The sequence below is a fragment of the Heliomarina baculiformis genome (assembly GCF_019966545.1).
GTDB lineage: Bacteria > Pseudomonadota > Alphaproteobacteria > Rhodobacterales > Rhodobacteraceae > Heliomarina > Heliomarina baculiformis.
The window spans coordinates 318,779-340,529 of the sequence record NZ_JAIMIC010000006.1 but is presented as its reverse complement, the minus strand read 5'-3'; the positions used below and the strand labels follow the sequence as shown (position 1 = coordinate 340,529).

Annotated in this window: 18 protein-coding genes; 1 reads left to right on the top strand and 17 read right to left on the bottom strand. The window is 59.8% G+C overall.

Going from position 1 to position 21,751, the window contains the following annotated elements:
• Window positions 1–227: 227 nt before the first annotated feature.
• The 12 genes from MF268_RS15950 to MF268_RS15895 form a co-directional block, all read right to left on the bottom strand.
• Window positions 228–788 carry a hypothetical protein gene (locus MF268_RS15950; RefSeq protein WP_238371857.1) on the bottom strand — a complete coding sequence of 187 codons (561 nt, stop codon included), beginning with the start codon at window positions 786–788 and terminating at the stop codon, window positions 228–230.
• Between the two features lie 201 nt (window positions 789–989).
• Window positions 990–3,044, bottom strand: coding sequence for a pyrroloquinoline quinone-dependent dehydrogenase (locus MF268_RS15945; RefSeq protein WP_238371856.1), 2,055 nt, complete (start codon window positions 3,042–3,044; stop codon window positions 990–992).
• Window positions 3,041–3,409: a hypothetical protein gene (locus tag MF268_RS15940; protein WP_238371855.1), complete on the bottom strand. Its 369-nt coding sequence runs from the start codon at window positions 3,407–3,409 to the stop codon at window positions 3,041–3,043. Before MF268_RS15940 ends, MF268_RS15945 begins: the two co-directional genes overlap by 4 nt.
• 129 nt (window positions 3,410–3,538) lie before the next feature.
• Window positions 3,539–5,593, bottom strand: coding sequence for a catalase (locus MF268_RS15935; RefSeq protein ID WP_238371854.1), 2,055 nt, complete (start codon window positions 5,591–5,593; stop codon window positions 3,539–3,541).
• Window positions 5,594–5,777: 184 nt separating this feature from the next.
• The gene (locus tag MF268_RS15930; protein ID WP_238371853.1) at window positions 5,778–6,686 is read right to left on the bottom strand and encodes a DMT family transporter; all 909 of its coding nucleotides are present in this window, start codon (window positions 6,684–6,686) and stop codon (window positions 5,778–5,780) included.
• A gap of 177 nt (window positions 6,687–6,863) precedes the next feature.
• Window positions 6,864–7,295 (bottom strand): c-type cytochrome, encoded by a 432-nt coding sequence (locus MF268_RS15925; protein WP_238371852.1) that lies wholly within the window; start codon window positions 7,293–7,295, stop codon window positions 6,864–6,866.
• A 42-nt stretch (window positions 7,296–7,337) separates the two neighbouring features.
• A complete protein-coding gene (locus MF268_RS15920) occupies window positions 7,338–8,729 on the bottom strand; it encodes a multicopper oxidase family protein (RefSeq protein ID WP_238371851.1) in 1,392 nt (463 codons plus the stop codon).
• A 264-nt stretch (window positions 8,730–8,993) separates the two neighbouring features.
• Window positions 8,994–11,294, bottom strand: coding sequence for a xanthine dehydrogenase family protein molybdopterin-binding subunit (locus MF268_RS15915; protein WP_238371850.1), 2,301 nt, complete (start codon window positions 11,292–11,294; stop codon window positions 8,994–8,996).
• Window positions 11,295–11,297: 3 nt separating this feature from the next.
• Window positions 11,298–11,750, bottom strand: coding sequence for a (2Fe-2S)-binding protein (locus MF268_RS15910; protein ID WP_238371849.1), 453 nt, complete (start codon window positions 11,748–11,750; stop codon window positions 11,298–11,300).
• A gap of 289 nt (window positions 11,751–12,039) precedes the next feature.
• Window positions 12,040–12,891 carry a PhzF family phenazine biosynthesis protein gene (locus MF268_RS15905; RefSeq protein WP_238371848.1) on the bottom strand — a complete coding sequence of 284 codons (852 nt, stop codon included), beginning with the start codon at window positions 12,889–12,891 and terminating at the stop codon, window positions 12,040–12,042.
• A gap of 102 nt (window positions 12,892–12,993) precedes the next feature.
• Complete coding sequence (locus MF268_RS15900) at window positions 12,994–13,482, bottom strand: YHS domain-containing (seleno)protein (RefSeq protein ID WP_238371847.1); 489 nt, start codon at window positions 13,480–13,482, stop codon at window positions 12,994–12,996.
• Window positions 13,483–13,722: 240 nt separating this feature from the next.
• Window positions 13,723–14,574, bottom strand: a complete 852-nt coding sequence (locus MF268_RS15895) for a cysteine hydrolase family protein (protein ID WP_238371846.1) — start codon at window positions 14,572–14,574, stop codon at window positions 13,723–13,725.
• 235 nt (window positions 14,575–14,809) lie between these two features.
• Here MF268_RS15895 and MF268_RS15890 point away from each other — a divergent pair, with 235 nt between their 5' ends.
• On the top strand, window positions 14,810–15,832 hold the full coding sequence (locus MF268_RS15890; RefSeq protein ID WP_238371845.1) for an AraC family transcriptional regulator: 1,023 nt from the start codon (window positions 14,810–14,812) through the stop codon (window positions 15,830–15,832).
• Window positions 15,833–15,892: 60 nt separating this feature from the next.
• Here MF268_RS15890 and MF268_RS15885 read toward each other — a convergent pair whose 3' ends face one another.
• The 5 genes from MF268_RS15885 to MF268_RS15865 form a co-directional block, all read right to left on the bottom strand.
• The gene (locus MF268_RS15885) at window positions 15,893–16,882 is read right to left on the bottom strand and encodes a type 2 periplasmic-binding domain-containing protein (protein ID WP_238371844.1); all 990 of its coding nucleotides are present in this window, start codon (window positions 16,880–16,882) and stop codon (window positions 15,893–15,895) included.
• Window positions 16,875–17,210: a c-type cytochrome gene (locus tag MF268_RS15880; protein WP_238371843.1), complete on the bottom strand. Its 336-nt coding sequence runs from the start codon at window positions 17,208–17,210 to the stop codon at window positions 16,875–16,877. Before MF268_RS15880 ends, MF268_RS15885 begins: the two co-directional genes overlap by 8 nt.
• 4 nt (window positions 17,211–17,214) lie before the next feature.
• Entirely contained in the window at window positions 17,215–18,870 is a 1,656-nt protein-coding gene (locus MF268_RS15875) for a PQQ-dependent dehydrogenase, methanol/ethanol family (protein WP_238371842.1), read from the bottom strand.
• Between the two features lie 545 nt (window positions 18,871–19,415).
• Complete coding sequence (locus MF268_RS15870; RefSeq protein WP_238371841.1) at window positions 19,416–20,069, bottom strand: hypothetical protein; 654 nt, start codon at window positions 20,067–20,069, stop codon at window positions 19,416–19,418.
• A gap of 733 nt (window positions 20,070–20,802) precedes the next feature.
• On the bottom strand, window positions 20,803–21,747 hold the full coding sequence (locus tag MF268_RS15865; protein WP_238371840.1) for a sensor histidine kinase: 945 nt from the start codon (window positions 21,745–21,747) through the stop codon (window positions 20,803–20,805).
• Window positions 21,748–21,751 lie beyond the last annotated feature (4 nt).

Here is a 21,751-nt window from a genome sequence, read left to right as displayed (position 1 = left end):
GAGTCACCCCAATGCATTAGGGAAATATCAATGTCTGTCAGGTGGTTGTGGGTGCCGGGCTGCCTTGGCGCCTTGCGACCGGCCAATCGATGGTCGGCGGGAAATGGCTGGTGAGCGGGAAGGGGCATAAATATCCCGGAGCGCGTTCCTGCTGAAATCCAGGGCGCTTGCCCGCGCATCTCAAAAAAGGCGAGACGGTCGGGTAGGGCCAAAGTCTTTCAGAAAATTCAGAGGCAGACCCATGCGCCGGTCTGGGTTGCGCCGAGATCCGCGAAATGAAGCTTTAGCGGCTGGTGTTCATCGACGTAGGAGCTCGCGAAGCCGCGCATGGGTAGATCCTTTCGGACGAAAAAGCCCGCGATCCAGACGCCGAGCAACAGGCCGCTTTTCTCACGCAGCTCGATCCTGTGGCCCTGTACGTCGCCATTGTCGAGACGGCCGCTGGTATTGGACATGCGCGATTCAAAGCAGACGAGACCGTTGCTGTAGAACCGCCATCGCACCTGTTCCCAGTCGCATTCGTCTATCGAAACGCGGTTGGTCCAGAGGTATTCATGCCATGCAAGGCTGGTGTCTTCGTCGGGCGCTGCCACCGATCCCTGAAAGGAGCCGTCGCTGGTTTCCGCTTTCCAGCGGATATAGCCCGCAGGTTCGTGTTCGCGACCGATTGGTATGCCGGCGCTGGCGAGGCCCAGCGACTTCTTGATGAAATTGTCGCGTTCCTTGTTTTCCTCGATTTCGATCCCTGCGAGTTTCGAGACGAGCTTGCTGGCCACATTCAAGATCATCAGCTGACGTCCTTTGCTGGTCCGCGAATTTCAAATGTCGGTGGCGGTCAGGTGAGTTCGAGAAGTTACATGTTGTGCGAAATTTTAATCCGCCGTTAACGATTAACGTTGAAGGCGGGCCGCAGGTCAAGCGCCATGAAGCGCAGCGCTTGGCGCGGGGACCCAGCCGCCTGTTTCCAAGCGGCTGGGCGTCGTATCCGTTCAATCCGGCAGGGCGTAGACCGCGACCTGATCGCCGACGGCGGGTTTCAGGATCGAGTTGCCACCGCTGACGAAGGCCACGTACTGGCGGCCCTGATATTCATAGACCGCGGGGTTGGCGACAACGGGCGCTTCGAGTTGGTCGGACCAGAGCTCTTCTCCGCTGGCGAGATCATAGGCCCGGGCCTTGGCGTCCATCGTCGCGCCGATGAAGATGAGCCCGCCCTTGGTGACTGCCGGTCCGCCGATGGTCGGAGACCCCATGCTTTCGGGCATGTAGAACCCGAATTTCTGGGATTCCCCGATGGGCTTGCGCCATTTCACGTCGCCGGTATGCATGTCGATGGCGACGAGTTCGCCGAAGGGCGGTTCCCAGCAGGGCATGCCCAGCCAGTTCATCGCGTTCATCAGCGACATGCCGTAGGGCGCGCCCTCTTGCGGGTAGAAGCCGCTTTCATTGCCTGAACCACCGGCCTGCTGGTCGTAATCCTCGCGGGTGAACAGTTTAATGTACTGGACCACGTGAGAGGTGTTGAGAACGGCGGTCTGACTTTCAGGGTCAAAGGCCACGCCACCCCATTGCACGCCCCCGGCGGAATCCGGGTAGGCCAGCACGCCTTCGCCCTTGGTAGTGGGCGGCGTATACATGCCTTCGTACCAGAGGTTGTCGAACAGCCTGCTGCAAGAGCCAAGGCCGACGATATCGGCGATTGCCCAGACCTCGGGTTTTTCCGACTGGTCGAGAAGTGGCGCGGGCTTGGTCGGGAAGGGTTGGGTCGGCGCGTAATATTCGCCCTCAACCGTTCCGTCGCCACCGGGAACCGGGCGTTCCTCGATCGGCCAGACATCTTCGCCGGTTTCGCGGTTCACCACGAAGAGGAAACCCATCTTGGTCGCCTGCATGAGCGCGGGGATGTCTTCGCCGTCGACGGTGATATCCATCAGCGTCGGGGCCGAGTTAATGTCGTAGTCCCAGATGTCATGATGCACCCACTGGCGCGACCAGACGACCTCTCCGGTGTCGAGATCGAGCGCGGTGGTCGAGGTGGCATAGGGGATTTCCTCGGTCCGGTTGCCGCCCCAGTAGTTTGGCGAGGGCGAGGCGACCGGCAGGTAGATCATGTTCAGCCCCTCATCCACCGACATATGCGTCCAGACATTGGCGGTGCCGGTCTGGCGGCGGATGTCTTCGGGAAGGGTTTCAAAGGACCATTGCAGCTCGCCCGTTTGCGGATCGACCGAGAAGACCGCGCCCGGAGGGGCCTCGGCATATTCCCAGTCCATACCGGCCCAGCCAAGCACCACGTGGTTGCCGGTGATGGTGGGCGGTTGCAGAAGCGAGAGCGGGAAACGGTCGTTGACTGTATTCCACTGGTTCATGTCCAGCACGCCATCTTCCCCGAAGCGGGCGCATTTTTCGCCGGTATCCGCATCGACGGCAAAGAGCTGGGCGTCCATCGTGCCGATATAAACGATCTTTTGGCAGGTCTCGCCGGCGACCGGCTCGGGGTTTTCCCAATAGGAGACACCGCGGTTCTTGAGCGCGGGCTGGGTCAGCGGTTCAAGCTTGGAATCCGTGCTGAAGGTCCATTTCTGCTCGCCTGTGGCCGGGTCCAGCGCGAGGATGCGATAGAAGGGCGTGCCAATGTAGAGCGTATCATTGGCGAAGACCGGGGTTGCCGACCAGACGGTTGCGGTGAGGTCGCCGGATCCATCGGAAACATCGCCTGTGTGAATGTCCCAGACCTTTTCAAGTTCGCCGACATTTTCCGTCGTGATCTGGGTCAGCGGTGAATATTTCTGGGCGTTGAGTTGACCGTGGAACCCATCCCATGTGGCGGTTTCCGGCACGAGAGGATTGTCGGACCGGGTTCGGGTCGTGGTGCTCAGGATCGGATCGGCGACGCCGGGGAAGCGATCAACAGGTTCGGATATCTGGGTTTCGGTTTGCGGGGCGGTTTCCGTGGCCTCTGGCTGGGAAGTTTCCTGAGCAAAGGCGACGGGGGGCAGGGCCAGCATGGTGCCCATGAGTAAGAGTGTCGGCAGGCGTGTCATGCGAGGGCTCCCGTGGATTTCGGGCGCGTTGCCGAGATGTCGTATATCAAGCCGACCATGACGATGACCATCGCCACGATGAGCCACCATTCGTGAAGGAAATAGGCGGCGAGCCCGGTGAGAACGGCGCCGAGCCCGATCATGAACCGAAGAAAGCCGCGCCAGCCGGTCGAATGGCTGAGTTGGACGAGTACGCAGGCAATCGCGATGAGAAGGCAGGCGAGGACGACGAGAGCGGCCCCGTAAGTGCCGCTGACGCCGGTGAGCGGGGTGAGATAGTTGTAAAGCGCGACAGCGAAACCGCCGAGGGCTCCGGCCAAAGTCACGATGGTTCGTGGCTTGCCCGGGTAGGTGGGGCCAGACATGTGGGGACTCCTGAAACCGTTGCTGAACAGGTTGAACTTTTCAGGTAGCGCGTCTGATATTTCGTCAATGGTTGTGCCGTATCAAGGAGGTAGAACGGGGCCCGGCAGGGCAGGCCCCGTTTTGGTGCTTCAGGCCATTTCGCGCGGCCAGAACCGCAGCTTGCGGCAGGCCTTGAGGAAATCCCCGGCCTTGTCGGTGGAGAGATCCATGATCCCGTCGTCCTTTTTGTCCTTCAGCCCTGCGGCGTCGAATAGGGGACCGGCAGAGGCATGGGCGATGAACTTGCAATGGGCATAGGCATCGCTGAGAAAATCCTTTGCCGGTTTTATTGCAGCGACATCCTTGGCCTTGTCCTCGGAGAGGATGATCGCGACCGCATCGAAGACGACCGACGGTCCTCCGTCGATCTTTTCATTGGCCTCCATCATCTTGCCGTCCGAGAGCTTGGCGCCCCGAATATGGGGGGCAATAATCGCGACCTTTGCGCCTTCGTCCTCGAATGCGGTTTTCAGGTCTTTAACCAACCCGGCATCCGCACCTTCGCAGAGGAAGATCCCCAGCTTGCGACCGGCAAAGCTCTCGGGTGCGTTCTTGAGGATGCTGAGCGCGTCCGAAGGTTTCAGATCGGTGATCGGTTCCCGTGCAGGCGTTGCGGGTTCGGGCATGTCTTCAATGCCAAGACCCTTGGCGACGCCGGAGGCAAGATCGTCATGGACGTTCATCAGGTGGCCCAGCATCCGCAGGCGGATTTCCTCACGTTCAACCTTGGATAGCTCAAAAGTATAGGCCGCGATGATATGGTTCTGCTCGGTCTCGGTCTGGCTGATAAAGAACTGCCGCGCCTGGCTGTAGTGATCGGCGAAAGTTTCCGAACGGGTGCGCTGTTTCGGGCCTTCGACCGGTGCCTCGTAGCTCTTGAATCCGATCTCGGGGTTTTCGCGGGGCCCGCCATCCTTGCCCCAGCTGTTGGGCTCGTAATTGGCCCGACCCTTGGGGTTGTGCATCGCCATGTGTCCATCTTGCTGGAAGTGGTGCATCGGGCAGCGCGGCGCGTTGATCGGGATATGGGTGAAGTTCGGCCCGCCGAGACGTTTGGTCTGGGTGTCCAGATACGAAAAGTTGCGCCCCTGAAGTAGCGGGTCATTGGTGAAGTCGATGCCGTTGACGATGTTCTGCGTACAGAAGGCGACTTGTTCGGTTTCGGCAAAGAAATTCTCGACGTTGTTGTCCAGCGTCATGGTGCCGATGATCTGGACGGGCACTTCCTCTTCGGGGATCAGCTTGGTCGCGTCGAGGATGTCGAAGTCGAACTTGTCGGCGAATTCGTCGTCAAACACCTGAATGCCCAGATCCCATTGCGGATAATCGCCGCTGTCGATGGCATCCCACATGTCGCGGCGGTGGAAATCCGGGTCCATGCCGTTGATCTTGAGCGCTTCGTTCCAGACGACGGATTGCATCCCCTGACGCGGTTTCCAATGGAACTTTACGTAGTGGCTTTCCCCCTTGGCGTTGATCAGGCGGAAAGTGTGAACGCCGAAGCCTTCCATGAAGCGCAGGGAGCGCGGGATCGCGCGGTCGGACATGGCCCAGACGGTCATGTGGGTTGCCTCGGGCGAGAGCGAGACGAAATCCCAGAAGTTGTCATGGGCGCTCTGGGCCTGCGGAAAACCACGGTCCGGCGCGGGTTTGACCGAATGGATCAGGTCGGGAAACTTGATCGCGTCCTGAATGAAGAAGACGGGAATGTTGTTGCCGACAAGGTCCCAGTTGCCTTCCTGCGTGTAGAATTTGACAGCAAAGCCACGCACGTCACGAGCAACATCCGGCGATCCCTTGCTACCTGCCACGGTGGAAAAGCGGGTGAAAAGAGGGGTCTTTTCACCCTCGCGCTGGAAGATGTCGGCGCAGGAAAGTTCAGGAATCGCCTTGGTCAGTTCGAAATGACCGTGCACGCCATAGCCGCGCGCGTGGACGACCCGCTCGGGGATACGCTCGTGATCGAAGTGAAAGATCTTTTCGCGCATGATATGATCTTCGAGCAGGGTCGGGCCGCGCGAGCCTGCCTTGAGCGAATTCTGGTCATCTGCGATCGGGGCGCCCTGCGCCGTGGTCATGGTGCGCTCCCGGTCTGTTTCCTGCTGGCGGGGTGCGCCGCCCTTGTCTAGTTTCGCGTCTTTCATGGAAGCCTCTCGATACAAACAGTAGATACGACTGTTGGTGAAAACTCTGGTCGCGTCCGGATCGTTATGGCCCCGGCGCTCGGGGCAAAACGTACGGGTAAGCACCACGGTTCCGAAAAATGTTCGCAATGCAGCGCGGCCCGCGATTGGGTCGCGGGCGATCTTTCAAATGATCAGGGGTGGATCAGGAGATGGTAGCGGGCTGTCGTTTGCTGAGAATGCCCGAAGCAAGGAACACGCCTGCAGCCACCAAGGCGACACCGAGGATTTTCAGAGGCGTGACCGCTTCGCCGAGAAAGGCGACGCCGCCGAGCAGGGCGAGGATTGGAGTCAACGCACCGAACGCCGCGGTTTCGGCCGCGCCAAGGATGCGCACCGCATAGCCAAAGAGGAACATCGCCAGAACCGCGATGATAAAGCTTTGCAGAACGATCATCACGGCGATGTCGGTCAGGCTTACGCGCGAGAACGTCACGTTGCCGGTTGCGAGAAGCAGTGGCGCGATCAGGACGCAACCCCAGAACAGGCCGATAACAAGACCATGCAGAGGGGAAAGCCCGCTTTGACGGAAGATCACCGAGTAGATCGCCCAGAGCAGCGATCCCAGCAGGAACATCAGGTGTCCCTTCCACGCGTCGACTTCTGATCCGGCGACGATCTGCCAGAGGCTGACGAGCATGGCGCCGACAAGGATCATGACAAGTCCGACGCGGCGGCGTGGTCCGGGGATTTCACCCATGATTACGAAAGCGGCCAGCGCCGTCCAGAAGGGCAGCATACCGGGCGCGAGTGCGCCACCATCGGATGCCGGTGCAAAGGCGAGGCCCATCGAGACGAGGTAGGGAAAGACCGCGCTGGCGCCAACCATCAGGATGGCGGACCTTGCCCAGGATTTCTGTCGCGGCAGCACGCCCAGTCTGAACATGACCGGTGACAGCAGCAGCGCGCCGGGGATAAGGCGCAGGATCAGGAGCTCCTCGACGGTGAAGGTACCCTGAACGGCGAAGCGAGTGATCAGGATGAAACCCGCCCAGATCGTGACCGTGCCCAAGGCGGCAAACAGTCCGAACCCACGCTTGTCGGAGATATCCATCCAGTCAACCTTTCGCGGGACCATCCCATGGGAGCGTAGAGTCACGGACGAAAGGGGGAAAGCCCAAACCGGCGCGCATTACGATAAATTTCACATGCTAACCTTTACAGGGCTTCGGAAGGTGCTGTGCGTGGCAAAGTACGATTAAGGCCAGAAGCGACGACCGCAGGGCTTGGATTAGTCCTTGAAGGTCTCGTGACAGCTGCGACAGGCTCGACCGAGTTGCTTCACCGCACGGCCAAGTTCGCTTTTTTGCTGAACGGTCCCGGTGAGGGTTTCCGCCGCCTCATTCAACCGGCGTGCGTGGTTTGTGAACGTGTCATGATCCGCCCAGATTCGCGGCAGCGCCTCGGATTGCGGGTCGTCTGCCTTGATCTCGAAGAGCGCGGGGATGCGTGCCGCCTGTGTCGATATTACGGCGAGGGCCGCATTCGCCGCGCTAGCATCGAACGCCGATTTTCCTTTCGACATCGCGCCAAGGGTCTTCATCTGGGCGGCCATGTCCTTCATGCCAGCCATCCGCTTCTGGACATTCGGATCTTTCACATCGCTATGCGCAATAGCGGCGCTGCCCGCCATGGCGAGGGCAAGAATGACGTATCTCTTCAATATTCCGGTTCCTTCCTGTGGGCTTTTGCGCAGCCTGGCAGGTTACGCGACCTCGATCCAGGTGTTCATGCCGGAAGCTGCATGTGCAAGCATGTGGCAATGAAACAGCCATTTGCCCGGGTTGTTGGCGACAAAGGCAATTTCCACCGGTTGGTTCGGCAGGCTCAGGATCGTGTCGCGCATCGGACCAAGACTGCCGTCAGCGCGGACCTGCCGGAAGTGCATGCCGTGGAGATGCATGGCATGGGCAAAAACCGTGTTGTTCATAAGTTTCAGACGGACGGTTTCGCCCCTGTCGAAGCGGGCGAAAGGCGTTTCTGTCATGCCGACCTGTCCTGCAAGCGCCCAGAACTGACCATTCTGCATCAGCTCGCGGCCGCCCATATCGCGCCCTTGGTAGCTTGCCGAGGTAAGACCGCGCATGGCACCGCCCTCCATGGTCATCTCGAGCCGTTGCGCCGTATCGAGACCGGGGACGTCCATGCGCGGGTTCGGGGGCAATGCGACAGGGGCTGCGCGCGTATGGGCTGCGGCTTTTCCAGTGACTGGAATTCGGACGAGCACCTGCCAGCTGTCGTCATTTGCAAGGTGCAGCAGGCCGGCTTCTTCCCCTTTATCTGCGATGACATCCACGATCAGGTCCACGCGCTGGGCGGGGGCGAGGGAGATGGCCCTGTCCACGGGTTCGGGTTTCTTCAGCGGCATGCCATCGAGCGCAACGGTCCAGCCTTTCAGCCCATGCAGCCGGAGATCCAAGATGCGCGCGTTTGCGGCGTTGATCAGGCGCAGACGCAGCCTTTCATGTCGCCTGGCGGGCAGGACTGGATCGAACGACCCGTTGGCACCCAGAAGGTTGCCGATGCGTCCGGCGTGGCTCAGCATCATCGGGTGATTGAAGGGCTCGGCAAATTGCGCGGTTTCGGGATTCAGCAACCAGTCGTCAAAGAGAATGACTTCGTCGCGGTCCACGTCGGGCGGCTCCTGTTCTTCGACGATCAGCGGACCGGAAAGGCCGCGTGCGACCTGCTCCATCGAGTTGGTATGCGCGTGATACCAGTAGGTGCCGGCGTCCGGCGTGGTAAAATCGTAGTCGAAGATCTCGCCCGACGGCACCGCATCCTGCGTCAGCCCGGCGACACCATCCATCGCATTGTCGATACGTATGCCATGCCAGTGGATCGAGGTTGGCACGGGCAGTTCATTCACCAGCCGCCGCGTCAGTCGGCCGCCTTGGGGGAGGCACAGGATCGAGCCGGGTATCTTGCCATCGTAGCTCCACACATCCGTCATCGCGTATTGGGGCGGTGCGATCTGTGCTTTGGCCGTCCGCGCGGTCAAAGGGATGGGGGAGGCTGCGCTTACGGGCAGGGCAAGCGCAGCCGAGGCGCCAGCCATTGCGGTGCAAAATCCGCGCCTTGTCAGGTTCGCCGTCATCGCTGTTTTCCCGTTACCAAGTTGCCGTTTCCTTATGGCGGCAATGTTAGACTCGGCGACGGGCTGAGTCAGGTCATTGGATGGCAGTATCCGGTTGATATTCCGATAATGTGATCGAAGCGGTTAGCCCCGAGTTCCGGGTGCTTGGCGGGAGTTGCAGTCAGACGGAAGCAGATCAGGCGGTCTAGACGACTCCCGGATCAGACTTTAGCGCGAATTGATTGTTGAACCGCGCCGAGGTGAAACGGCGCGGTCCGGTGTGCGTTATGCGTCCACGCCCATGGGCAGATGGCGGCGCCGTTCTCCGGTCGCGGCGAACAGCCCGTTGGCAATGGCGGGGGATACCGGTGGGACCCCGGGTTCACCCACGCCGGTGGCATGGACCGAGAAGGGATGCGGCACGATATGGGTGACGACCGTGGGGTAGTTGTCCGAGCGCACCACGTCGTAGTCGTAATAGTTCGACTGTTGAACCGCACCGTCCTCGAAGGTGATCCCCGAATGCAGGGCCACCGTCATTCCCATAACGGCCGCACCCTGTATCTGGCTTTCGATACGTTCGGGGTTCGCGGCGAATCCGCAGTCGATGGCCATGTGCATTTCGGGCACGGTGATCCGACCATCCGCTACCTTTACCCGTGCCGCGCAAGCGACGTAGGACACAAAGCTGCGGTGCACGGCGAGCCCGATACCTTCACCTTCGGGCATGTCGGCGCCGTAGCCGATGCCATCAGCGGCCATATTGAGGACATTTGCCAGCCGGCCCGTTTCGATGGGGAACTCGGCCATCGGTTCGCCGTAGTTCCAGAAGTTGTCAGGCAGCCCGGCTGCTGTCGGATCGAGGGAACGCGGCGCACCGATGAGGTCCAGCCACATCTCCCTTTGGTCCTTGCCGAGCTCTTGCGCCAACTCGCCGACGCAGGAGCCGATGGCCCATGCGTGCGGTATGTTGGACACCGCGCGGAACCAGCCGATCCGGGTATGCGCGAGCGCCTTGCCGTGCTCGCACCGGATATTGGGCAGATCGAAGGGCAGGTCGGTCATCCCCATGGCAAGTTCGAGGGGCAGCATGTTGCCTTCGTCGGGGGCGAAGGTCGAAAGGATCGAGGGCGCGACGGAGCGATGCCTCCAGCCGGTAACCTTGCCCGCCTCATCCATCGCGACGTCGATCCGTTCTGCCGAGGTGGTGTGATAGAAGGAATGTTTTACGTCGTCCTCGCGTGTCCATTGCACCCGCACCGGAGCACCCAGCTCTTTGGAGAGAAGCGCTGCCTCGGTGACGAAATCGGCCTTGGACTTGCGTCCGAAACCGCCACCGAGAAGCGTGACATGGACGGTGACCTGTTCCGGATCGAGCCCAAGCGCCTTTGCCGTGTCTGTGCGGGTTGTGTAGGGGCTTTGGACTGGCGCCCAGATTTCGAGCTTGCCATCCGTATAGCTGGCAATGGCGGCGGGTGGCTCCATCGGGATATGCGCCATATGGTCCTGCGTGTAGGTGCCGGTGAAGGTCTTGGCGGCACTGGCGAAGGCGGCGTCGATATCGCCTTGGTCGCGGGCGATGGTGCCTGGGTTCTCCGACTGGGCGATCAGATCGGCCATGTAGCTTTCGGAGTTGTAGTCCCCGTGCGGCCCGGCCTCCCATTCGATCTTTAGCATATCCCGTCCCTGCAGCGCGGCCCAGGTATTGCTGGCCACAACGGCGATCCCGCCGAGCGGTGCAAAGAGCGGCGGCATGGAGACGTAGGGAATTTCATGCACGCTTTCGACACCGGAAACGGCCAGCGCTTCGCTGGCGTCGTAGGACGCGGCCTTGCCTCCGACGACTGGTGGGCGGGCAATCACGGCGAATTTCATGCCTGGGAGGGTGACATCGGCGCCATAGACTGCTTCGCCCGTGGTGATGTCGTGGATATCGGTGATCTGGATTTCGCCCTTCCCGATATAGCGGAACTGGTCCTCGGTTTTATAGGCGATCTCTTCATGGGCAGGGACCGGCTGTGCCATCGCCGCTGCGGCCAGATCGCCAAAGCCCATGGTCTGACCGGCAGGGCCTTTAACCTCGTGCATTTCCACGGTGATTTGCGATGGATCGGCGCCCCATTCCTCGGCCGCGGCGCGGGCCAGCATGGTGCGTACCGCGCCACCGATCTTGCGTGCCATCTGGATATGGTGGCGCATCGAACGTGACCCGTCGGTGTCCTGATTGCCGTATTTCGGTTCGTCGCCGGGGGCCTGCACGATTTTCACGCGGGACCAATCGGCCTCCATTTCATCCGCCATCACCATCGGGATGGAGGTGCGGCTACCAGTGCCCATTTCCGAGCGATGAGCGACCAAAGTCACCGTGCCGTCGGCGTCGATCGATACGAAGATCAGGGGATCGTCGACGATACCGTGGGGCATGTCGGTGCCGCCAACGGCATAGGTGTCGAAGGCGCGGGCCGGAACGGCGTGGGCGGCCAGCGCAAACGCACCGGAAGTGCCAAGGAATCCTCGGCGGGTGACTTTTTCGAATTTGACATGCGCGGTTGCTGTTTCGATCAGGGGTTCAAGATACTTAAGCATGTCTCAGATCCCCGTGCTGGCGTGGCGGACGGCATCGACGATGCGCTGATAACAACCACACCGGCAGACGTTTCCGGCCATGGCTTCCAGGATTTGGCTGTCCGTGGGCTTTGGCGTTTCGTTCAGAAAGGCCGCCGCCTGCATGATCTGGCCGGGCTGACAAAAGCCGCATTGCGGAACGTTGAGATCGCGCCAAGCGACCTGAACCGGGTGATTACCTGCGGGGTCCAGCCCCTCGATCGTTGTCACCGCCTTGCCCTCGACGCTGCCGAGGCTGGTCTGGCAGGCCCTCACGGCTTCGCCTTCGACATGTACGGTGCAGGCTCCGCAAAGCCCCGCGCCGCATCCGTATTTTGTACCGGTGAGCCCCGCCGCGTCCCGGATGGCCCAGAGAAGCGGCATGGTCGGGTCTACGTCAAAGTCCCGCTCCGCGCCATTCAGAGTTATCTTGGTCATGTCTTCCTCCCGAAAATGCAAACCGTAGCGGTCAAAGCGAAAACGGCGCTTTTGAATTCAGGGACACGCTCTTATCAGAATCGCCGCCAGGTTGTGCGATCCTAGCACAGAATGCCTTCAGGCTCAGCATTGTATGAACCTGCGGCAATCTCAGGTTGTTTCGGGGTGAGGCGCCTTGGGGGACTGGCAGGTCTGTTGGAACAAGAAGCGCGAACTCAAGGCAATTCTCATCCTTGGGTTTGTCGGGGACGCGTGTCGGGTTTTGCGTCGTTCTGCTCCGACGGAGTCCTTATCGCTCCATGGTTCTTGTTGATCCTGACACCCTGATGCCCTCCCCGGCCACATCGCTGATTTCAGCATGAAGCAGGGATCTTGACCCCATGTCTTCGCCCTGTACGATGTCGATGCCGCCTTCATGTGGCCAGCCGATGTCACGAAGATATCCCGAGAGGGCAGCGGCTGCCGCCCCTGTTGCCGGATCTTCGAGTACCCCGCCAACGGCAAAGGCGTTGCGGCTGTGAAATTTCCGCTTTGTCTCGATCCAGACGAGATCGATTGTCGTCAGACCGTGCTGGCGCATCAGGCGCGCACCTTCCGCCAGATCATAGTCCATCCGGGCAAGCGCGGCCCTGTCACGAAGCGCGAGGACCAGATGGTCGTTCCCGGCATGAGCGAGCCCGGGGGGGAGGGCGGGATCAAGATCAGCGGGCTGGTAGCCGAAGAGCTTCAGTGCAGCATCGACAAGGCCGGGATCTGCGGCGGCACTGCGGGTCGGCGGCGAGGTCAGGGTTGCCTGAACGGCGTCGCCGTCGCGATGGGCTTCGACCGTGATGTTCCCCGAATTGAGGTGGAGTGAGAAGGTGCCCTCTTTGCCCAGTTCGGCAAGAACGCTGCCGAGCGCCACGGTGGCATGACCGCAGAAGGCGACCTCTTCCTCGGGTGAGAAATAGCGCACGCGCCAGCCACCCCCGTCAGGTGCCGCAAAGACGGTTTCGGAGTATCCCACGTCAGCCGCGATCTTCTGCATCTCGGCCTCGGAGGGGAGGGTGTTGCCCACGACAACGCCCGCCGGGTTTCCTCCAGTGGCCCCATCGGAGAATGCCGCCAGCCGCTTGATCTCGGTTTCAGTGTTGGTGTCCATTGTCAGATCCTGTCAGAAAATTTGATCTGCACGCGCCAAGGCGTGGCCATGTCAATGCGGATGTGAGTTGACCGGCAGGGGCGCTGCCGGTCAGTCGTGGCGTTACAAGCTGCCGACGGCGGCGTGATGAATGGTCGGCCAGATCTCTTCGGCCTTGCTGATCGTGCCTTCCGGATCTTCCTTGTATTTCGCAAACACCGCAGCATTCACAAACAGGTACAGCTTGCCGTCGACAATATCGGCATAGCGCGGATCACCGTCAAGCTTCTTGCCGAGAGCGACGGCGAAGGCGCAGAACCCACCGTACTGGGGCAGGTATTTGCCCGGATCGGCCTCGAACATCGCGGCGGTTGTCTCGGACGAGAAGTAATAGGCGACACCATCATGGATCACGGTCTGGGTCGCCGCGCCGCTGGCGACGGCGTTCAGTGTCGAGAGCGCAACCGGGTCAACGCCGCGCAGCGCCAGAGGCACGCCGTCAATCGTGAACCCGTTTGTGACGTTGTATTCATCCTCGGCCATTGCCGGGGTCGCGATGGCCCAGGCAACGCTCATTGCGAGGAACAGGTTGGTGAGAGGTTTGGAGTACATTGGTTTTTCCTTTTGTTGAGCCTGTGCAGGAAACCCTGTCAGGCGATGGCTGGATGGTTCGCCGGACGGTAGCCGTTCCGAAAATCCGGCGGTTTTGGCGGTGAAAAGGTCCGGCCCCTGTGAGGTGAGTTGGGACGAGATGGGGCCGGACCGTGAGGCGACCTGCCGGAATGGGCGGGCGGCGGGCCGCATGCATGGGCGGCAGTCGGACCCGGGAGCAGGGACCCTGTGCCACCGGCATTACATGGCGTGGGCTTCTTCGATCGCGCGCACAGTGTTTTCGGTGTTGTCCACGGCGCTGGCGATCATGCGGAAGTTGGTCAGCGATGCGGCGTAGCCGTCGTAATGCGCGGTGATCGCTCCGGCGGTGGCATCGGTGACGACCATGACCTCGAAGCCGGCTTCGATCAGCGCCCGCATATGGGATTCCGTGCAGAGATTTGACGACATGCCGCCAAGGATCACCTTGTCGATCCCCGCCTTGCGAAGCTGCAGAAGCAGGTCGTTGCTTTCCGGCCCGTAGACCTTGTGGGGGCTGGTGACGACGGTTTCGCCATTGTTGATGTAGGGCTTGTACCGTTCCAGCCAGTCCGCGCCGGAGCCTTCGAAACCGGTCATGTCCAGCGCCGTCGGACGGTCGAACATGCCCAGCTGGTGCATCACCGTCTCGAGCGTGCCCTCGAAGTGCCATTTGTGGTCATGTTCGTAGTAGTAATGAGGTGAGACGAACACCGGCATCCCGGCTTTCTCGGCAGCGGCGAACAGCGACTCGAGGTTCTCGACTGTTCCGTTGGCTGTGATGCTTTCGCCCACGACGCCCCAGGTCACACCATCGGGCGAGAGAAAGTCATTCTGCGGGTCTGTGATTACAAGCGCCGTATCACCGGCGGTGATGTCGAAACCGGGCATCGGCAGGCCGTCGTTGATCGGCGGCAGGGTGGCCGTTGCGGCGCGCACTTCACCATCCTGCGCCATGGCCGGTCCCTTTCCGAGCCCAACGACTGCGGCGCCTGCGGCAACCGTCAGTCCCGCGCCGAAACAGGCACCAACGACGGACAGGGCCAGTTTGATGTTTCGATTCCTCAACTCCATGATCTTCCTCCTTTTTCGCGCTTGTCGGCGCAGATGTTTTCAAAGCCACCGGAGACCGGGCGCGACCGACTTTGTGGTCGTTTATTTGCCTGTCTCCGTATGCCTCTTGGATATGCTTTGGGCGGCGTAGCGGTATTGACCCGACCTGACAGAAACTTGACGTCTCGTGACAAAGCGGGACAGAATGCGCCGGTCTCGGCAAAGCCCGGGGGTATGGGCTGTCGGAGGAAGGGGCGTGACGGAAATTTCAGCGATGTTCGTGCGCAAGCAGGTGAGCGAGGCGCGCAACGTTTCGGACAAGGCCAAGCTATTCGCTTTGGTTGGACTGACCGAAGAGTCCGCGCGCGCGCCCGACGCCAGGATCACGACGGCTGACTACTTTACCCTGCTGGAAAAGATCGCAGAGAGCGAATGGCCCGATCCGGCATTCCACATGCGCGTCTGCGCTGGCATGCGATGCGAGGAATTCGGAGCTGTCGGGCTTGCCATGAAATCGGCGCCAACCCTGCGCCATGCCTTTGAGCGAATGCACCGGTATGCGCGGCTTTATAACAGTTCTTCGGCCTTTGCTGTTGAGGACAAGGGCAATGTCTATTGCTGGACGCATCGCAGGCCACAACCTGCGCGGCTTGGCAACTATCTTTCCAACGAGGCGGCCCTGGCGACCTTTCTGACGCTGTGCCGTGAGTCGAGCAGGCCGGACCTAAAACCGGTCCGGCTTCAGTTCGCGCACCGGCGCGAGGGAAGTACCGCGGCCCTGACTGATCATTTCGGCATAGAGCCGATCTTTGATCAGGAAATCGACGGAATGCAATTCGCGGTCGAGGACGTAGATCGTGCCAGCCCGATCGGTGATCTCGGCATCTGGAAGTTTTTCTCTGATCATCTGGAAAGCACGCTTCCCCCGATGGAGACGGAGCCGGACAGGCTGGCGGCGCAGGTGATCGAAGAGGTCGCGGGACTGCTCAGCGGCGGGGTGCCGCAGCTTGCCGAGGTCGCGGGACGTCTGGGTCTGGGCACGCGCACTTTGCAGCGTCGTCTGTCTGACGGTGGCAAAAGCTATCAGGAACTTGTCGCCGAAGCGCGCAGGCGGCTGGCGCGCAAACTGCTGCGACGCTCGGAATACTCGCTTGCCGAAATCGCATTTCTGACCGGCTTTTCGGAGCAAAGCGCCTTTACCCGCGCCTTTAAGCGTGGCGAAGGCATTACCCCGCGCGCCTTTCGGCAGAGCACGCTGTCGACCGCCCATGCCGGGTGAATGCGTTTTGCATCTCGTGGCTTGCGTTCTGCTTTCTGGATTTTGCCGGGTCGCATGGGCTCAGGGTGACGTGAGTAGATCCCGCATGGTAATTTCCGGTGCCAGTTCAGTGTCGGCAGGAGGCGAATAGGTGAGGCCTTCTGACGAGGCGAGCGACTGAAGCCATGCTTCATCCGCCATGTCGTCCAGAATGTCGTTCAGGCTTTTCAATAGTTCTTTGCGCTCTTCGAGCACGGCGATGCCGATATCCATGCCAAATGGGTGGCGCCATTCCGCAAGCTTCAGACGGGTGATCGCGTTGCTTTGCCGGTAGTTGTCAAAGGCTGCAACGTCGACGATAGCCAATTGCATGCCTTCGATTTCTGCCTGCCACAGGAAAGAGGCGCCGGGATTGAAATGCCGCGCCTGTTTCCGATCATGCGGGGGTAGGGACGCCATCGCTATGGCCCCCGACAGCGTCCCTTGCTGAAAGGCCAGAGGCCGGTCTTGAAGGTCGTTCAAGCCTTTCGGCTCTGTCGTGCCGTCGAGATAGACGAGCCCAATCGTGGAGCGCATGTATCCGTGTGAAACGGCGAGCGGCCGGACGTCGACGAATTCGGTCTGAACATCCTTCATAAAGCTCGTAGACTGGTCGATCTCTTGCGGCATGCCGACCCAGCGCGGCAATCTTGCGCGATCATAGGCTGGGGCGCCGACCGCCCGCACATAGCGCGGATGGCCGGGCACGACATCGCAGAGAGGGAGCGACAACATGGCGTAGGTGTCGCGCAGCGGATCGCTTTGTTCCTCTAGTTCGCCTTCGAACCAGACCGGGGAAAACGCAAGGCCCATCCGCGAGGCGATTTCTTTTATCAGGTGATAGTCGAAACCGGACCCGCCAGCATTTCGCTTGCCTGCGATGACGCCGGAGTTCCGCGGCAAGCATGCCGTTAGAACACCGGGCTCCATTGTCTCGATCTCTGTCTCGGCCGGTGCGACCGAGGGCGTGGCGAGCGTGAACAAGAGGGTGGCGGCAAGGCCCGCGAATAGCCGCAGATTACGACTACCCATTGTCCGGCCCTTCGGGCAGCGGCTCCTTTCCACCGCGTGTCACCACGTAGATCCACAATACGTCGAGTTCGTCGGGCAAGAGGATGTCACCCCAAGCCGGCATGTCGCCTTTCCCGTTCTGAACGCTGTTGTAGAATTCGTCCTTCCGGTCCTGCGGCCATTTCCGCAGATCGTAAGAGGATGTGCCGGGGTTTTTCATGTCGATCCCATGGCAATGGGAACAGAACTGCTTGTAGGTGCTCGCGCCCTTGGCGAGAGCGGCTTCATCTGCCTGAGCTGGCGCGGTCAGATGCGCCAGCAGGACAAGTCCAATTATCGATATTCTCATGTGTTCAGTTCGGCAGTGCAAAGGTCCAGAGGTTTCCGCCAGCGGGGTAGCTCGCAAGGCGCTCATCGCCCGAGAAGAGCGCATAAACCGCGCCTCCCCCGTTCACGATGGAGACATATTGCCTGCCATCCATCTCCCACGTCATCGGCTGGCCGATAACGCCGGAACCTGTATTGAACGACCAGAGTTTTTCGCCGGTTTCCGAATTGAAGACCTCGAATTCCCCTGTCTGTGCGCCGGTAAAGACCAATCCGCCGCCCGTTGCGAGCGTTCCGGCCAGTCGCGGGATCTCGCTGCCGTCTTCCCATTTCACCTCACCGGTCAGCGGATCGATAGCGCGCAGGAAGCCCCGGTTGCCTTCCGGCCATGACCAGCTGAATTCGGCTCCGAAATAGAAGACCCCGGCGCGGTACTGCGGTTCAACGGCCTTGTAGTTCATCCCGACGTTGATCGTGTTGACGAATGCGGTCTGCTTTTCGGGATCATAGGAGATGGGGGACCAGTTTTTTCCGCCGAAAGCCGAAGGCCAGAATTCGACCTGATCGCCGGTGCGCGCGCCCTCCGCGACCTCGGTCTGATTGGGCTTGCCGGTTTCCAGATCAATGCTTTCGGCCCAGTCGACCCGATCAACGAACTTGTTGGCAGCCACCAGTTTGCCGGTTTCCCGGTTCAACACGTAGAAGAAACCGTTGCGGTTCGCCTGCATCAGGACTTTCTGGCCATCCAGATCGGCAAGTACCAGTTCGTTCGTTGCGTCATAGTCGAACGGATCGTTTGGAGTCGTCTGGTAGTGCCACTTTATTTCGCCCGTTTTCGGGTCGAGTGCCAGAATGGACGTTGTATAAAGATTGTCGCCCGGACGCAGGCCGGCGTTCCATGGGCCTGCATTTCCTGTGCCCCAGTAGACCGTGTTCAGATCGGGATCGTAGGTGCCCGTCAGCCATGCGGGGCCTCCGCCGCGTTCCCAGGCATCTCCTTCCGGCCAGGTCTCGGACCCGGGTTCACCCGGGGCGGGGACGGTGTAGGTTCGCCAGAGTTGTTCGCCCGACTCCGGGTCATAGGCTTCGATATATCCTCGCACCCCGTATTCGCCGCCCGAAATGCCCACGATGACCACGCCATCGGCAACAAGCGGCGCCACGGTGAATGAGTATCCTGTCTTGAAATCGATGGACTTTTTGCGCCAGATTTCCTCGCCGGTTTCGGCATCAAGCGCGATCACATGCGCGTCGAGCGTGGTTCTGAACAGCTTGCCATCGAGCATCGCAACCCCTCGGTTGACGATACCGCAGCATGCAACCCGCGGTGTTTCGGCAGGGTATTCCACGGAGGTTTTCCAGATCTGTTTGCCGGTCATCGCATCGATTGCCATCGTGGCCTTGTGCGTGGTCACATACATGACGCCGTTGCGGACCAGCGGGAAACTTTCCTGCCCCCGACCATCGTCGAGGCTGTAGGCCCAGACCGGGGTCAATTGCGATGCGGTTTCAGTATTGATCTGGTCGAGTGGGCTGTATCGTTGCTGACCATACCCCATTCCGTATGTCAGGACGTCGCCGGTTGTCGATGTGTCATTGATGAGTTCTTCGGCGGTCTGGCCGTGAACTGACGTCGCTCCGACTGCAAGTAACAGCGCCAGAGATATTGCCGCTTTCGTCATGTCGTTTCTCCTCCACTTTCGGTGCTCCCTAAGCGCATCACAGGGCAAGCCGCCCGTTTTGTCATTCATTTTGTTAAGCGAAATGGCTTAACTGCGGGGAGGAAGGAGGGTTGGTTCTTTTGGAAAAATCTTTTTATTTCAATTGCATGTTGATGCTTTGAGGTCGTGCGTCCTGCTCACTGGCCTGCGCGAAAAGAAGGTTTATCACGGCCTCCGGCCATCACTTGATCGCATCATTCTCTGGGTGCGAATCTGTTTGTCGCATTCTGCTGTGGTTGCGTGGTGCGGGTTTGACCGACCTGTGTTCGTGTAATTCCCCCACGTCTTGCTATCATTTCCTGAACGAATTTCCATCTCGTGCTTGTGGCGATTTCCGTTTCACGGAACCGGCGAGGAATGAAGAGCACAAGTGCCTTGGGTTTGGCGCCAAAAGTGTGGATATGTCCCGTCAGCGTACGCGAAGAAATTTAGTATGGCGGGTGGCCAATCTTGTCTCCGGCTTGGTCAGATAGACCCGAGCGGTCAACGGTACCTACCATTCCGCATCAGACGTTCTGCAATTCAGCAGCGATCTCCGGGCCAGATCCTGAACGGTTCTGGAGCATCTCGAGCGCTTTGCGCACCTGCTTTCGCGACCGGCGAGACCGCAACTGCTTTGCTTCGAGGGACCGTGGGCGTACGGATATACTGTTGTCCTCGGGAACGAGATCAAACTCCCTTACGGCGGCCACGATATGAGCCGCCTGATTGGTCGCGGCGACAGCGATCAGTTTGACTGTCCTTCGGGACATATCATCGAGCCGAATATCGCTATCGGCCCGTTTTGCAATGTCTTTGAAGCTTCCTATGTCGACGTAACCGCCACTTGGCAGCGGCCCTTGTCCTGTCATCTCGGTCGCCCGCTCCAGCTCTTCGCGCCGAAGTTCCTGCCGGTCGACCACGCTGGAAACGTCTGCGCCCTCGTCGGTCTCGATGCAGGCAAGAACATCGAGGAGATAGGCAGGCTGCGCGCCCATGTTCGAAACCAGACATCTGGCGTCAATATCCTCGCCGCCTCCGCGGTTAATCAGTACGCTGGATCTGCGCTGTTCGCGAAAACCGCGTAGGAGAACGTGGAGATAGACAAGCCAAACCAGCGTCGTGGCCAGGCTGGCCCCGATCTGCATCAGTTCAGAGTTCTGGCGGATAAATTCGAGCATCTTTTAGTATCCTCACACCCGGATTTTTCAGTGGGGCCATAACCTTGGATGGATCCGGGCTTTTCTGATTTGATTTCAGCAGCAGCTTTCACCACTTTGCGGTAACGTTGGTAGAAAGTTCAATCGCCCACCAGAGGTAGCAATCCACTTGCGGAGGAACATCGATTTCGGGAATCGAAGCCTCAATTCCAGCAGTAAAGAGTTGATATAGATCTTCGCGATGATTGATCACGTTTCCAATGCCAGTGCTTCTGACCGTACTGGCCTGAGACAAACAGCTGTTCCGTCGCCCTGTCGGAGAAACACCCAGATATCGGTGCCAGTTTCATTGCAGAGGATGCGGAGAGCTTAACCTCATTTCCCCGGCTTGGGAGCGCCGCAGGCAAGGCATGAGCGTCCATCCCCCTGAAGAATGGCATGATAATGGGATGTCGGATACGGGCGATCATGGCGACATATTTCTGATACCTGCGAACTCGGTCGATCCGAGCCGCGAATTTGCGATCCCGGGATGATTGTGCAGCCGGTCCGTCTGGCTGAGAAACCAATTCGAAAAGCCCTAGTTCCAGAAAAATGAAACTTAACGTGAAATTGGTTTTGCGCTTTCGGCCTGACACGTAGGGCCGTGCCATAGAGCGAGTTTTTGTCCGGCATCGGTCAGAATTGAGTCCGGAGGCCGATATCGCCCCACGCGAAAGGCCGTCAGGGATAAGTCCGCGCGCAATTTGTCAGGTCAGTGCCCATCCAGCGGTAATAGCATTTCGATGGTGAGCCAACCGTCTTTGAACCGACGTTCCTTCTCGGCCCGCAGCTGCATGGATGAAGCCTTGATCAGGTGCGATCCGAATCCTACCGCCGCGTGAGCGTCATAGTCTGGCGCCCATTCCCGCCATGTGATGCTCAGGTCTTTTCCGGTTGAGGTCCATTCAACCTCTATCGTTCCGTGTGCCGTCTTCAAAGCGCCGTATTTCGTGGAATTAGTCATCCACTCATGAATGATCAGGACCAGCGAGGTAATTGCCCTTGCCGGGATCAACACTTCTTCGCCAGACATCACGATCGTCTGCTTGCTGCGCGTTGGCGCTAGAATGCGGTCAAGCAGAGCGCCAAAAGAAATAGGCTGCGACACGTCAGTTCTCAGCATCAGGGAGTGAGCGCGATCCAGCGCTGCCACACGGTCCCGGAGGTTTTCGACCAGTTGATCCTTGTCCGATGTTTCTCGGGACGCGCTTGAAATCATAGCTCCGACAAGGGCGAAAAGGTTCTTGATGCGATGATTGATCTCGGAGAGGTAAAGTTCTCGCTCGGCGAGCAGTTTTTGCTCGGAGGTCACATCGAAGCTTACACCGATGACCTTGTTGACGTCCGGGCCTTTTTGCAGTTTTGCAACGCCTCGCAGCCATCGTTCCCGACCGAGGGGAAGATCGAGCCGAAAGGTCTCGTCATATTCATCGCCGTCATCGCTTAGTGCAGCGAGGGCGCTGAAAGTTCGTTCCCTGTCCTCCTGCGCGACGCGCTCGATGATGGCTGTCTGCGAAGTTGCGTCACTCGCAGACAGTTCGAACAATTCGCGGCAGGCGGCGTCGAGAACAAGTGCGCCAGTATCAACCGAAAATTCCCAGCGCCCTATTCCGGCAAAACTGAATGAGTTTTCCAGTGCGTCATCATTTGGTGGCATCGGC